We start from the raw sequence: 15375 nt of genomic DNA, 5'->3' as shown, positions 1-15375 counted from the left end.
TTCTATATTTTCAAGATAAATTATCTTTCTTTTTTCTTCTTGTCATCAAATATTTCGCTTATGCCATGAATCATGTTCTCGAAATCATGCACTGCATAGTTATACAGGAGCAGCGCATCTTCCCAGGATACTCCATGCTCTTCAAGCCACTCGCGGTCATTTCTCAACATCTCATCCAGTTTTCCAGTCGATCTCTTACATGTAGTAAGGATTCTGAGCATCTTGTCGAGAGCCATTTCTGGATTGCCCTCTACCATATAAACCAGACAGTAGGAATAGCTATTGATGAATTCAGCTTCCTTGTCTTTCTGCATCATTTTCAGGAAAAGACCCATGGTAGAGGCAAATATCTGCTCCAAATTCTGGTTAGGACCAGTCCCCTCCATCATATTCGCAATATCCATCTCGTCAGCGAAATAGGCTCCAATGCGCTCCTTGGCTTTCTGGAAAGACTCTTCGGCATTTTCACCTTTTCTTTTCAGCAGACAATAAGAGAGCATGGCAGAAACCAATTCCAGGTCTGGATAATGATATTCCAGATCGTAACCAAGCCCGATGGCATCCTCATAATGCTTCGCCTTGAAGAGCATGTTCATCTTCTGTATTTTAAGTAATTTCTTGAAATCATCAGATAAGGAATCGCCCTTCTTGAGCAGCTCATCATAGACCTCGAGATAAGGCTCAAGCATATTCAAATCATGATAGCAATCGGCCAACATGGAATAGGCTTTCTTCATGCCAGGCTGGATTTCCAACATCTTCTTGAAATGAATCACAGCCATCATCAAATTCTTTTCGCCTTTCTTCTTCATCAAGGACCATCCTTTCATGTAATGGGTTTCCAGGTCGTTGGCTTCCATATCGTTCAGCAAAGCCCCAACCATACTTGGCACCTCGAGACGGGTGGCATAACGGGCAGCAGCGAGACGATAACTATCAAAGAAAGGATACTGGAACACAGGCGAAGCAAGCACGGCGTAACCCGGAACTTCATCTTTGTCGTCCTCAAACACATTGAAGAATTCGTCACGAGTGAAGCAGAATCTGTAGAAACGAAGCAGATTGCGCAGGTATCTGGTGCGAATCATGCAAATTTCGGTTTCAGGATCATCTGGAGTCTCATCATCAGAATCATCTTCAGCCTCATCATCCTGCTCATCGCCATCTTCAGAATCACCCTCAAACGTCTCTTCATCTTCCAGTTCTTCGTCATCCTCAAACTCATCGTCATCATGCTTAGCCATCTCTGGAACTTCAGGAATATCATCAGGATGATTCAACATCAACACGGCAAGCGCATACGCATCGGCAGCACACGAACGATTGGCAGTGGTAGTGAACATTCTGTCGGTATCGTTCTTTGTGTCAATGGCAGCAGCCTCAGCAAGAATCGGCTGATTCTCATCGAATGGCAAGAACCAATTGGAAATCTCTTCAAAGAACGGATGGTCAGACAGCTTGTTAAACTGACCCAAGAGAATATCCATGCCCTTTTCCATCATTTCCTGGGCATCGACATCCTCAGCCATCTCTATATCAATTCTCTTGCCGTCATCCGACATACGGACATTATCTGCCTCATCATCATCCTCGTTGCCGATGCCATCATCAGCCAGCAAATCCTTCAAATCATCATCAGCATGCTTAGCAATGCTGTGCTTCAAGGCACCTATCATTCTATTGGAAATACGATCTCTGAAACTATCTGAATATTCCTGAGACAACATTTCACTCTTAAGGGTCATGGCAAGCTGCTTCTGAATCTCAAGAATCAGCTTTGGATATTCTATTTCCAACTCTTCACGGTACTCCTTTTCGCAAACTCCCTTTGGCATGCGGGTTGAAGCCAAGAGTAAGCCTATCAAAGCACGCTGCTTCAGCTCTTCATCCTTAGCCTCTTCGAAAACAGTTTTCAGCAAATCAAACTTTTGGAAGCTGAATACCGTGGTACATGCCAAGGTGACGGCACTAACCAGCAACTGGGAAGTGACGGCATCAACGGTTGGCGAAAGAATGAGATCACGATAGAGGCACCATGTTTCCCAACTCCAGTTACCCGAGGTTACAATTGCAGCAAAGATAACGTGACGAATTTCATTAAGCTCTTCCTGCAACTCAGTCTGACGCTGTTTGAGTTTCTCGTCGGTCTGGTTGGTATCGATATATAACATCGCCATATCAGAAAGCTTAGATTCAAGGGTGCTCAGGAAATCTTCCTTTTCCATCTGCTCACCCTTTTCCTTCAAATTCTGAAAGACACCCGGCTTGGAACAACGGAAAGCAACCTCAAAATCACACAGATATTCATTCAATTCTCTCTGAATCCTACACAACTCTGCCGCTCTGCCTTCTGGAGTCTTGATATCCATACCCGTGATACAAAAATCATGTTTCTTACCTTCTGCATGAAAAACAGCTTTGCCAGCCTCATGCTTCGTGTAATCAATCCCCATTCCTTCGCTTACCTGGGTTAACCATCCAAGCATATAAAAAATATCGCCACCTGAAACCGAAGCTTCAGGAATTTCCCGATTAAGAAAGGTAAGGGAGGCACATAAAGTGAGATAGTCGCCATGGGACAACTCCGAACGTGCCTCGGCTAAAGCCTGCTCTACATTTCTTTTTACTTTCATCGTTTAGCTAAAATTAATTGTTTAAAAATTACTCTTTCTCTGCTCTTTTCCTAGCCAGCTGCAAGTCGCGCTGAAGCGGCTCCATGGCATGACTGTATTTGAGCTGAGGCAGACTTTTGATGGTATGGGCATCTAGGTTATAATACTTCTTCAACAGGGTAGCGTACTTTCGAACGCCATTCTTGTTAATACTATCCACAGCAATGTCGTATGCAGTCAAGAATCTGTTTATCTGGTCTTTACGGCGACGGTTGGACTTCAACTTGGAGCGAAAGGCTATGGCACCCAGGTTGATGTTCTTGTTGCGGCTGTCCATCAGCACCACATTCTGAGCCATTCGTGCCCTGGCAGCATAAGGCTCAGGCAGGAGCATGGCATCCATCTCGTTGTTGAGAAGCATGCTCAGGCGAATGTTCAAATCGTTGATCTGCACGCGATACACCTCGTACTTCGGCTTCGCACTGTCGATGGCGAGGTCGGCGAGATAATCGGTGGCAGAATGGCGGGTGATGGCTATCATCTTGTCGGACAACTGCTTGAGTTCCGACACACGTGCCTTTCTATTGGAAATTAACTGCCAATAGAGATTGGTTGATACGGGATAGAAGAGCGGCACTCCCTTCTTCTCGATGCGGGCAGCACGAACCAGGTCGGTCACCGTTCCCTCTACCCTGCCACGGACGATGGCGGTATCGCAGTCCATCTGGGCATTATAACGATACAGATGCACCGTTACTCCCTGCTTCAGGAAGATGCTGTCTTCGTACGCCAGATATACCGGAAGGCAATCGAGCGTAGGCATCACACCAATCTTCAGGGAAGCCCTGTCGATGCTGTCGAGGCGGGCTTTCTCCTGCTTGCTCAGCCGATGACGCTCCTGTTCGGAATGTCCACAACCCGACATTCCGAACAAGAGTACAGAAACCAAGCATATCATCAATGATAATTTCTTCATAACAAATTATTCTACGTAGAGAACGAGTCCCTTCAAATACTCACCCTCAGGGTGATAGATATTGATAGGATGGTCGGCTGGCTGATGCAGCTGGTGCAGAATGCGCACCTTTCTGCCAGCCTGGGCAGCTGCGGTAAACACAGCGTTGCGGAAGTTATCCTTGGTAACCACCTGCGAACAGCTGAAGGTGAAGAGGATTCCACCCTTCTTGATGCGCTGCAATCCCTTGACATTAAGACGGGTATAGCCCTTCAGGGCATTGCGCAAGGCAGCACGATGCTTGGCAAAGGCAGGAGGATCGAGGATGATGAGATCATACTGCTGATCGTGCTCATCAAGATACTTGAAGGCATCCTCGCAGAAAGCCTCATGGCGTGCATCGCCAGGGAAATTCAAGGCGATGTTCTCATTGGTCAGTTCCACGGCCTTGGCACTGCTATCCACCGAGTGAACAGCCTTGGCGTTGCCACGCATGGCATAGACAGAGAAGCCGCCGGTATAGCAGAACATGTTGAGTACACTCTTGCCCTTGGCATATTGCTCAAGCAGAGAACGGTTCTCACGCTGATCGATGAAGAAACCGGTCTTCTGACCACGCAGCCAGTCGATATGGAACTTCAATCCATTCTCCACAGCCACATCATCGGCATCACCACCCAGGATAAAGCCATTCTCCTGGCGCAGGTCGGCCTTATAAGGCAAGGTGGTCTCACTCTTATAATAGATATTCTGCAGCTCATCGCCCATCACCTCTTTCAAGGCCTTGGCAATCTCCATGCGGCAAACGTGCATGCCCACACTGTGAGCCTGCATCACGGCAGTAGGACCATAGCAGTCGATAACCAGTCCGGGCAGGTTATCTCCCTCGCCATGCACCAGTCGATAGGTGTTGTTATCCGGATTGCCTGCGATATCCACTGCCAGGCGCATTCTGTAAGCCGACTCCAGGCGGGCGCGCCAGAACTCATCATCGATGGCAACATCGCTGAATGAGAGCACACGCACGGCGATAGATCCAATCTGATAATGACCTACCGCAATGAAATCGCCAGCGTGGGTAAACACTCTAACAATCTCACCCTCTTCTATATCATTGTCCATGCGCTGGATAGCACCGGAGAAAATCCATGGGTGGAATCTCTTGAGAGATTCTTCCTTACCTTTCTTTAAATATACGTTCTTATACATTATTATATATAGGGGTTATAATTCGTCAATCTCGTAATCGCCAGTCTGGGTGAGGCGATTGAATTCCTCATATAGGTTGATGCAGCACCAGGCATCTGTGGCAGCATACAGGCACTGGGAATCGCGGAGTTCGTTGGCCTCCCAATTGCTCAGGCGCTGCGCCTTGCTGATTTTCTGATGAAACAGGTTGGCATAGAGTTTCTGCAAACTCATATCCTTGATGCCGAAATCCTTTGCCACATCCTGCAACTCCACAAAATAACCTGCCTTGAACTCGCAGCGGCGATGCAACTGCAGGAGGTCATCATGCCAGGAAAGGCCAACCTTCGGCACCTTCGTGTCTTCCAGGAAACGGATGATGGCAGGCGTCATGCCCGTGTGATGCAGACGGAAGAGATAACAGCGGGTACGACTACTCACCTGCAGCAGCGACACCTGGTAGTGATGACCCTTGGAGAAGCTAGGTCGCGTCTCCGTATCCACTCCCAAAACGTCTTGTTGCAAGAGGTAATCCACTGCGGCATCTGTATCCTCAGCCTTATCTATCACAATCACCTTACCTGGGAAAAGAACCCTTGGCAAACTGTTGACTGTTTTCTTGTCAAAACTCGTGAAAATAATCTTCATTTTACATTTTATTCATTACAAGTTGCAAAATTAAAAAAAAAAGCCGAGAAAAAGGATTGTTTCTCGCACTTTTTTACTAATTTTGCAGAGAAATATTTTAAAACAAGATAAAAATGGCAAGAAAAAAGACTTCAGGCAGAGCTAAATCATTTAGCGAAGCCATTGGTTTACAATATATTTTCAACAATACCATCACCGATTTCTTCCTCGGACTCGCCCTGGTGGTGATGGCTGTGGTTCTGATCATCGCTATGGTTTCATTCATCAATACGGGTGCAGCTGACCAAAGTCTGCTAGAAAACCTGAGACCGGGCGAATGGACCAACACCGAAAAACAGTTTCAGAACTACTGCGGTTCGCTGGGTGCCATCATCTCCTACTGGCTCATGGCAGTGAACTTCGGATTCCCGGCCTTCCTGCTTCCATGTTTCGTGGTGATGGCAGGATTCCAGCTGATGCATGTATATAACATCAACCTGTGGAAATGGTTCCTCAGCATGATGATTATCATGATATGGTCGAGCATCACCTTCGCCAAGTTCCTCACCCCGCTGATGGGCAGCCTTATCTTCAACCCGGGCGGCAAGCACGGACTCTATGTGGTGCAGAACCTGGAGAACGTTGTAGGTCCTCCCGGACTCACCGCCATCCTCCTCTTCGTGGCAGTAGCCTTCCTCACCTATCTCACCACAGAGACCATCACCATCGTGAGAAAGGCACTCAACCCTATCGGATATATATCTAATAAGGTGAAGTTCGAAATCACCAACCATGGAGATTCGAACACGGAAGACATAGACCTGGCTTACCAGAACGCTGAAAGAGGAAGGGATATGGAGGAAGAGCAGACTCCAGAGAAGGAAGAGCCTGAGAAGGAAGAGGCAAAACAGGAAACTCCTGCGCAGCAGAATAGCGAAGAGAAGAAGCCGCAGGTAGTGGACCTCGATGCCAACAAGGAAGAAAATGAAACGGAAGGCAGCGTAGCCAATGCCGCTGTCAACTCTACAGAGCCTATAGCCACCACCACCACTCCAAGCGCTACACCTAGCTTCCTGGAGATGAAAAGAAAGCAGCGTGCCGAGAAAGCGGAACGAGAAAGAATGGAGATGGAAGCTGCCGCTGCCGCTTCGGAACATGTGGGCATGGACATCTCCGTGGCATTGGGCGAAGAGAAGGCTACCAGCAACACGGTGAGCAACGCCGAGGTGCTCAATACGCCTATCAACCCGAAGGAGCCTTTCACCAAATACAAGTATCCTACCCTCAACCTGCTGAAGAAGTATGACGACCAGGAGGTTTCCATCGACGAGGAAGAGCAGAAGGCAAACAAGAACCGCATCATCGAAGTGCTCAACAACTTCGGCGTGCAGATCAAGACTATCCGTGCTACGGTGGGACCTACCATCACCCTCTATGAGATTCAGCCTGCCGAGGGCGTGCGCATCTCGAAGATCAAGAACCTGGAGGATGATATCGCCCTGAGCCTCGCAGCACTGGGTATCCGTATCATCGCCCCTATCCCAGGCAAGGGAACCATCGGTATCGAGGTACCTAACGCCAAGGCGAACATCGTGAGCATGGAGAGCATCCTGAACTCGAAGAAGTTCCAGGAAACCAAGATGGAACTGCCTATCGCATTGGGTAAGACCATCACCAACGAGGTGTTCATGGTGGATTTGGCCAAGATTCCTCACCTGCTCGTTGCCGGTGCCACCGGTCAGGGTAAGTCTGTTGGTCTGAATGCCATCATCACTTCCCTGCTCTACAAGAAGCATCCTAACGAGTTGAAGCTGGTGCTCATAGACCCTAAGAAGGTGGAGTTCAGCGTATATTCACGCATCACCAATAAGTTTATGGCTGCCGTTCCAGATGAGGAGGAGCCTATCATCACCGATGTTACCAAGGTGGTGAGAACACTGAACAGTCTCTGCGTGCTGATGGATAGCCGTTACGACTTGCTGAAGAAGGCGGGAGCCAGAAACATCAAGGAGTATAATCAGAAATACGTGAACCATCGTCTGAAACTTACTGACGGTCACGAATTTATGCCATACATCGTGGTGATTATCGATGAGTTTGGCGATTTGATTATGACAGCCGGCAAGGAGGTAGAGCTTCCTATCGCCCGTATCGCCCAGCTGGCACGTGCCGTGGGTATCCACATGATCATCGCTACCCAGCGTCCTACCACCAGCATCATCACCGGTAACATCAAGGCCAACTTCCCTGGACGTATCGCCTTCAAGGTGACATCTGCCATCGACTCCAAGACCATCCTTGACAGAACCGGTGCCAACCAGTTGATAGGTCGTGGTGACATGCTCTACCTGAACGGCAACGAGCCAGTGCGTGTACAGTGTGCCTTCGTAGATACACCGGAGATTGAGCGCATCAACGAATACATCTGCAATCAGCCTGGTCCTATCGAACCGATGGAGTTGCCTGAACCAGCCAGCGAGGATGGCGGCATAGGAGGCAACGGCAGCGTGGATGCCCGCAACCTGGACCCATACTTCGAGGAGGCAGCCCATGCCATCGTTCTCTCGCAGCAGGGCAGCACCAGTATGATTCAGCGAAGATTCAGCATCGGCTACAACCGTGCCGGCAGACTGATGGACCAGCTTGAAGCAGCAGGCATCGTGGGAGCCGCACAGGGCAGCAAGCCAAGAGAGGTGCTCCTACAGGATGAAAACCAACTCAACACCTTGCTGATGCAGCTGAGAAACTCGTAAGTAAACGCCCTGAAAGGGCAAAAGATAATATTCGCTCCAAACGCCCAGAAAGGGCAAAAGCATTTAAACCTTGAAGCCACAGAAGCGTCTAACATTTTTAAAAAGCAGCGCTTCTGCGGCTTTATATGTAGTAATGAACAAAATAAACAGTAAGGATATGAAAAAGATTTTAGCCATCGCTTTCGCAGCGATGATGAGCCTCGGCACCATGGCGCAAACCGCCCAGCAGGTGCTCGACAAGACAGCTGCCGTTATCGGCAACAAAAAAGGAGCCACCGCCAACTTCAAGATGTCAAGTCCGAAATTTGGTTCGGCTAGCGGCTCCATCACCATCAAGGGCAACAAGTTCAATGCCCGCACCCCACAAGCCATCGTATGGTTCAACGGCAAGACCCAGTGGTCGTACATGAAGAAAACCAACGAGGTGAACGTGAGCAATCCTACCCAGGCACAGCAGATGTCGATGAATCCCTATACCTTCATCCACATCTACAAGACAGGATATAAAAGCACCCTCAAGACTGTGGGAAGCAACTATCAGGTGCATCTCGTAGCCAACAACCAGAAGCGCAGCGTGGCTGAGATGTATATCACCATCAACAAGAGCACCCACGTGCCTTCGCAGATCAAGATGAGACAGGGTTCTACCTGGAGCACCATCAACATCTCGGGCTTCAAGGCAAAGAACATCTCTAACAGTGCCTTCACCTTCAACAGCAAGGAATTCCCAGGCGCAGATGTCATTGATTTAAGATAGAAAAAGCTTTATAAATATTTAAAACCAAACTAAAATGAAAGATCTTACAGCTATTCTAAAACAGTTCGACATCATTGGAACTGTAAAAGAGGTAAAACCTCTCGGTAACGGACTCATCAACGACACCTACAAGGTGACAACAACAGAAGCCGACGCCCCAGACTATGTTCTGCAGCGCATCAACGACTCCATCTTCACCGATGTAGACCTGCTGCAGCGCAACATTGAGGAGGTTACTACCCACATCCGCCAGCAGCTAGAAGCCAAGGGCGCTGACGACATCGACCGCAAGGTGCTTACCTTCGTCAAGGCAACCAATGGCAAGACCTATGTGAAAGATGCAGACCAGCAGTACTGGCGCGTCTCTGTATTCATCCCTCGTGCCATCACCCAGGAGGCAGTGAACCCAGAGAGTTCCTACTATGCAGGCAAGACCTTCGGTGAATTCGAGGCTCAGCTCACAGATATCACCGACCGCCTCGGCGAAACCATCCCTGATTTCCACAACATGGAACTGCGCCGCGACCAGCTGCGCCAGGCAATCAAGGAAGACCGTGCCGGACGAGCAGAAGGCGTGAAGGACTTCATTGCCGACATCGAGAAGTATATGGACGAGATGTGTCTCTGCCAGCGCCTCTTCCGCGAGGGCAAGTTGCAGAAGCACGTTTGCCACTGCGATACCAAGGTGAACAATATGATGTTTGATGAGGAAGGACGCGTATTGTGCGTCATCGACCTCGACACCGTGATGCCATCCCTCTTCGTGAGCGACTACGGCGATTTCCTTCGCACGGCAGCCAATACCATCGCCGAGGATTCACCAGAGTTCGAGAAGATAGATTTCCGCATGGACATCTTCGAGTCGTTCACCCGCGGTTATGTAGAATCAGCCTCAGCCTTCCTTTCTCCTTTGGAAATTTCCCTGCTTCCTCATGCTGCCGAACTCTTCCCATACATGCAGGCAGTACGCTTCCTCTGGGATTACCTCAACGGCGACCATTACTGGAAGTGCAAGTATCCAGAACACAACCTGGTAAGAGCCCAGAACCAGTGGCATCTCTTCCTGAAGGCGAAGGAACACGAGGCAGAGATGAAGACGTTCATCGAAAAACTGTAATTAAAGAAGTTAAGAAGTTAAAGGAGTTAAAGGAGTTAAGAAGTTAAAGGAGTTAAGACGTATGTTTTCTTGCTAAAAACTACGTTCAAAAGACTATTGTCTTAACTCCTTAACTTCTTAACACCTTAACTCCATAACCTAAAAGAAACAATGAGTAATATTTACAAGAAATTATCTGTTGGCAACCTGATGGCAATGGCGGTAACCTTGCCTATGGTTGCCAACGCAACCAACACAGCATCATCTCCCCTGCTTCCTTCAGCTCGCGATGCCCAGAAGGCTTCACAGACCGTGAAGGCTGGAGATGTTCAGATTCTCAGAATCAATCCTACGCTGGTGGAGATTGTCTTCGCCAACCAGCAACGTGTCGCCGTAGACTTCTATGGCGAAAGTGTTTTCCGTATCTTCGAAGATCGTAACGATGGCGTGATGAGAGCGCCCGAAGCTAAGCCTGAGGCAAGCATCCTGGTGGATAATCCACGCACTTCAGTAAACAAGCTGAATGTGGAGGAAAAGGACAACTCCATCATCGTTTCTACCGGAAAGGCACAGGTCATCTTCGACAAGGCTACCCAGCTCTTCAAGATCATCAACCTGGAAAACGGAAAGACCGTGGCTGAGCAGATCGCACAGGCACAGTTTACACCTGAAAAGGTAACCATCAGCCTGCGCGAACAGCCGGATGAGTATTTCTTCGGTGGTGGCGTACAGAACGGAAGATTCTCTCACAAGGGTGAGAAAATCGAAATCGTCAACACCAACAACTGGGTAGATGGAGGAGTGGCTTCCCCTGCCCCATTCTATTGGTCTACCGCCGGCTACGGCTTCATGTGGTACACCTTTAAGCCAGGTCTCTACGACTTCGGTTCTACCCACAACGGAAAGGTAGAACTCTCTCACGAATCCAAGAACTTAGACGTTTTCTTCATGGTGGGCGAAAAGCCTACAGATTTGCTCGATGGCTATTACCAGCTCACCGGCAACCCTGTATTGCTGCCTAAGTTCGGCTTCTACGAAGGTCATCTCAATGCCTACAACCGCGACTACTGGAAGGAAACCGACAATGCCAACGCCATGGTTTTTGAAGATGGCAAAGCCTATAAGGAAAGTGCCAGCGACAAGACCGGCATCAAGGAATCACTGAACGGCGAGAAGAACAACTACCAATTCTCGGCTCGTGCGGCCATCGACCGATACATCAAGCACGACATGCCATTGGGCTGGTTCCTGCCTAACGACGGATATGGAGCCGGATATGGCCAGGACAGCACCCTGGACGGCAACATACAGAACCTGAAGTTATTCGGAGATTACGCCCGCAAGCACGGTGTGGAAATCGGACTCTGGACACAGTCTGACCTGCACCCAAAGCAGGGCATCGAGGCGCTTCTGCAGCGTGACATCGTGAAGGAGGTGGGACATGCAGGCGTAAGAGTACTCAAGACCGATGTGGCCTGGGTAGGCGACGGCTATTCGTTCGGACTGAATGGTGTATCTGACGTGGCTCAGATTATGCCTTACTATGGCGAGAATGCCCGTCCGTTCATCATCTCGCTTGATGGCTGGGCCGGCACACAGCGCTATGCATCCATCTGGTCGGGCGACCAGACCGGTGGCGACTGGGAGTACATCCGCTTCCACATCCCTACCTTCATCGGTGCCGGACTTTCGGGAATCTCCAACATCACATCCGATAACGATGGTATCTTCGGCGGAAAGAATCCGATAGTGAACATGCGCGAGTTTGAATGGAAGGCCTTCACCGCAATGGGATTGAACATGGATGGCTGGGGCAGAAATGCCAAGTATCCGCATATCCTGGGCGAACCGGCAACTTCCGTGAACCGCTGGTATCTGAAACTCAAGTCGGAGCTGATGCCTTACATCTACACCGCTGCCCACGAGGCCGTGACCGGCAAACCGCTGGTAAGAGCGATGTTCCTCGACGACGCCAACCCTTATACCCTGGGCAAGGCTACACAGTATCAGTTTATGTGCGGTCCCTCCTTCCTCGTAGCTCCTATCTACAAGGAGACCAAGATGGATAAGGAGGGCAACGATATCCGCAACGGCATCTACCTGCCAGAAGGCGAATGGGTAGATTACTTCAGCGGACATATATATAAAGGTGGAAGAATCATCAACGAGTATGATGCTCCTTTCTGGAAACTGCCTGTCTTCGTAAAGCGAGGCGCCATCATTCCGATGGTAAATCCTAACAACAATGTATCGCAGATAGACAATACCCAGCGCATCTTCGAACTCTATCCATACGGCGAATCTGATTACGCCCTCTATGATGATGACGGCAAGACCGAGCTCTATCGCCTGGGCGAACATGCCTCTACCCACATCCACTCTTCCCTGCAGAAGAACCGTCTCACCGTCCATATCGACAAGACCGTGGGCAGCTTCCAGGGACAGGAGAAGAATCAGGCTACAGAGCTGCGCATCAACCTGAGTCAGATGCCTAAGAAGCTGACGGCGAAGATGGGCGGAAAGAGCGTGAAGCTGACCCAGGTGAATTCGCTTGATGAACTCAACAACACCGAGAATTCATGGTTCTACAACGAGGCTCCTCAGCTGAACCGCTTTGCCACCAAGGGCAGCGAGTTCGAGAAAAAAGATATCCGCAAGAACCCGATGGTATATGTACGTCTGGCAAAGACCGACATCACCGCCAACGATGTAGAGATCCGCATGGACGGCTATCAGATGGACGATGCCGATGTGATGCTCCACTCTACCGGTGCTTTAGCTGCTCCTCAGGCAAGCATGAAGGAAAACAAGAACGCCAACAAGGCATTCACCCTCACTGCAACATGGGATGCACAGGCCAACGCCGACTACTACGAGATGAAGGTGGATGGCATGATTCACTCTACCATCCGCGGCACCGAGTTCACCGTAGAGAACCTGAAGCCGGAGACCGACTACGAAGTTCAGGTGAGAGCAGTGAACAAGGATGGCGTATCAGACTGGACTACCCTGCAGGCACATACCATCAAGGATCCTCTGGACGAGGCCATCCACGACATCACAGCCACCAACTCAGTAGAGGACTGGGGAGGACTGGACGTATCGAAGATGTTCGACTTCAACGAGAAGAACTTCTGGCACACCAACTATTATAAGAAAGGTGTATTGCCATTCGATGTAACCCTGAACCTCAACGGCATTGCCAAACTCGACAAGATTCACTATGTACCAGCTTCAGAACGTGAAACCAACGGACAGATTCAGAAGGGTAAGTTCGCCATCAGTAACGATGGCATCAACTGGACAGAAACAGGAAGCTTCGACTGGAAGAACGAGGATGCCGTGAAGGAATACCAGTTCAAGGGCAACCCAGAGGCACAGTATATCAAGATGACCGTAGAGGAAGCCAAGGGCGGACAAGGTTCGGGAACCGAGATGTACGTATTCAAGATGCCAGGCAGCAAGATGGAGAAGGCTGGCGATATCAACCACGACGGCAGAATCGACGAGAATGACTTCACCTCTTATCTCAACTACTGCGGATTGCGCAAGGGCGACAAGGACTTCGAGGGCTATGTAAGCAAGGGCGACGTTAATGGCAACGGCCTCATCGATGCCTACGACATCTCCGTGGTAGCTACCCAGCTGAAGAGCGGCGTAAGCAGCAAGCAGGTGCCAGCGGTATCGGGCAACATCAGCATCATAGCCGACAAGAAGATGTACAAGGCAGGCGAAACCATCACCCTCACCGTGAAGGGCAAGAATCTCGTATCACTCAATGCCTTGAGTTTCGCTCTGCCATACAGTGCTAGCGAATATGAGTTCATCGGCGTAGATGTGAAAGACATGGGCAAGATGGAGAACATCACCAAAGACCGTCTGCACTCAGATGGCAGCAAGGTGCTCTACCCTACCTTCGTGAACATGGGCGAACAGCCTGCCGTTGAGGGAACCCACGATCTCTTCACCATCAAGTTGAAGGCAAAGAAGGCTTGCAAGCCAGCATTCAAGCTAAATCAGCTGATGATGGTAGATAAATTCCTGCGTGTAAAGAGTGAAAAATAGCCATTTTTGGTAAAATACTATTTAATTCTGTAAATTATCCAAAATAATATTGGATTTTTTACAGAATTATTTGGTGGTTACAAAAAAAGTTCGTACCTTTGCAAACGTAAAACAAAACTTAGAGTTAAGAGCATGAAGAAATCAGAAGCATACACTAGATTGATGGAGAGAGGCATCCGCCCTTCAATGCAAAGGCTGGCCATTATGGATTACCTTATCCACCATCCCATCCATCCAACGATAGATGACGTGTACCAAGCACTGTCTAATAAGGTGCCAACCCTGAGTCGCACTACAGTTTATAACACGCTCCGCATGTTGAGCGAGAACCAGGCAGCACAGATGATTACCATCGACGAACATCGCGTTTGTTACGATGGTAACGTTGAAAGCCACGTACACTTCTACTGCAAGAAATGCGGTAAGATTATCGACCTCTTCGGTGAACAAGCGCCAAAACTGGAAGGCGAGAAAACCGTGGAAGGTAATATCATACAGGAGGAGCAGCTTTACTACAAGGGTATCTGCGCCAAATGTGCCAAAAAGTTGAATTAACTCATATACAATAACATTATAAATACATTAACATTATGAAGAAGAAATTTATTTGCACCGTTTGTGGTTATATTTACGAGGGAACTGAGGCACCTGAGAAGTGCCCTATCTGCAAGGCTCCAGCCAGCAAGTTCAAGGAGATGGAAGATACAGTAGATGATGACTTGACATTCGCTACTGTTCACGTACTCGGCCAGGCTTACAAGGATGGCGTTAACGAGGAGGTCATCAAGGGTTTGAAGGATCACTTCGCAGGTGAGTGCGGTGAGGTTGGTATGTATCTCGCTATGGCTCGCCAGGCAGACCGCGAGGGTTACCCAGAGATTGCAGAGGCTTACAAGCGCTATGCTTTCGAGGAGGCAGACCACGCTTCTCGCTTCGCAGAGTTGCTGGGTGAGGTTTTGGGTGACACCAAGAGTAACCTCGAGGCTCGCATCGCTGCAGAAAAGGGTGCTTGCGAGGACAAGTTCCGCATCGCTAAGCTCGCTAAGGAGCAGGGATCTGACGCTATCCACGACACTGTTCACGAAATGGCCAAGGACGAGGCTCGCCACTGCGCAGGCTTCGCTGGTCTCTACAAGCGCTATTTTAAGTAATCCGCCAGGGTTGCCCCAAAAAGGCATCGGATTACTGGGTATAGATTGAAATATGATTACATAAGTAAAAGTATTCAACCCAAGATAAAAGGACCTGTACAGAGAGGATTCACATACCCTCCTTGCGCAGGCCCTTTCAGTCGTTTAGGGAAACATGGCAGACGGGAAGGT

General features: G+C 49.2%; 10 protein-coding genes. 6 read left to right on the top strand and 4 right to left on the bottom strand.

The annotated features are described in order from the left end of the window. Positions 1 to 20 precede the first annotated feature (20 nt). The 4 genes from V8Z93_RS08525 to V8Z93_RS08510 are packed head-to-tail and all read right to left on the bottom strand — an operon-like array spanning position 21 to position 5403. Positions 21 to 2633 (bottom strand): hypothetical protein, encoded by a 2613-nt coding sequence (locus V8Z93_RS08525; RefSeq protein WP_203038766.1) that lies wholly within the window; start codon positions 2631 to 2633, stop codon positions 21 to 23. 28 nt (positions 2634 to 2661) lie between these two features. Continuing rightward, the gene (locus tag V8Z93_RS08520) at positions 2662 to 3588 is read right to left on the bottom strand and encodes an ABC transporter substrate-binding protein (RefSeq protein ID WP_439431261.1); all 927 of its coding nucleotides are present in this window, start codon (positions 3586 to 3588) and stop codon (positions 2662 to 2664) included. 6 nt (positions 3589 to 3594) lie between these two features. Then, positions 3595 to 4776 (bottom strand): class I SAM-dependent rRNA methyltransferase, encoded by a 1182-nt coding sequence (locus V8Z93_RS08515; protein ID WP_439431260.1) that lies wholly within the window; start codon positions 4774 to 4776, stop codon positions 3595 to 3597. Positions 4777 to 4791: 15 nt separating this feature from the next. Next, positions 4792 to 5403, bottom strand: coding sequence for a 3'-5' exonuclease (locus tag V8Z93_RS08510; protein ID WP_203038760.1), 612 nt, complete (start codon positions 5401 to 5403; stop codon positions 4792 to 4794). A gap of 113 nt (positions 5404 to 5516) precedes the next feature. Between V8Z93_RS08510 and V8Z93_RS08505 the strand changes: the two genes are divergently transcribed. The 6 genes from V8Z93_RS08505 to V8Z93_RS08480 all read left to right on the top strand — a co-directional run bounded on the left by V8Z93_RS08505 (position 5517) and on the right by V8Z93_RS08480 (position 15204). Continuing rightward, on the top strand, positions 5517 to 8135 hold the full coding sequence (locus V8Z93_RS08505) for a DNA translocase FtsK 4TM domain-containing protein (RefSeq protein WP_439431259.1): 2619 nt from the start codon (positions 5517 to 5519) through the stop codon (positions 8133 to 8135). Between the two features lie 157 nt (positions 8136 to 8292). Further along, positions 8293 to 8892, top strand: coding sequence for a LolA-like putative outer membrane lipoprotein chaperone (locus V8Z93_RS08500; RefSeq protein WP_439431258.1), 600 nt, complete (start codon positions 8293 to 8295; stop codon positions 8890 to 8892). Positions 8893 to 8926: 34 nt separating this feature from the next. Continuing rightward, positions 8927 to 10009, top strand: a complete 1083-nt coding sequence (locus V8Z93_RS08495; protein WP_203050253.1) for a phosphotransferase enzyme family protein — start codon at positions 8927 to 8929, stop codon at positions 10007 to 10009. Between the two features lie 150 nt (positions 10010 to 10159). Beyond that, positions 10160 to 14053 (top strand): TIM-barrel domain-containing protein, encoded by a 3894-nt coding sequence (locus V8Z93_RS08490; protein ID WP_439431257.1) that lies wholly within the window; start codon positions 10160 to 10162, stop codon positions 14051 to 14053. 132 nt (positions 14054 to 14185) lie between these two features. Beyond that, positions 14186 to 14608: a Fur family transcriptional regulator gene (locus V8Z93_RS08485; RefSeq protein ID WP_217763554.1), complete on the top strand. Its 423-nt coding sequence runs from the start codon at positions 14186 to 14188 to the stop codon at positions 14606 to 14608. Between the two features lie 35 nt (positions 14609 to 14643). Then, positions 14644 to 15204 carry an NADH peroxidase gene (locus V8Z93_RS08480; protein ID WP_089542486.1) on the top strand — a complete coding sequence of 187 codons (561 nt, stop codon included), beginning with the start codon at positions 14644 to 14646 and terminating at the stop codon, positions 15202 to 15204. Positions 15205 to 15375: the final 171 nt, after the last annotated feature.

The sequence above is a fragment of the Segatella copri genome (assembly GCF_051861805.1).
In the GTDB taxonomy this organism is placed as follows: Bacteria; Bacteroidota; Bacteroidia; order Bacteroidales; family Bacteroidaceae; genus Prevotella; species Prevotella copri_M.
This window is presented reverse-complemented; position numbering and strand designations above follow the sequence as displayed.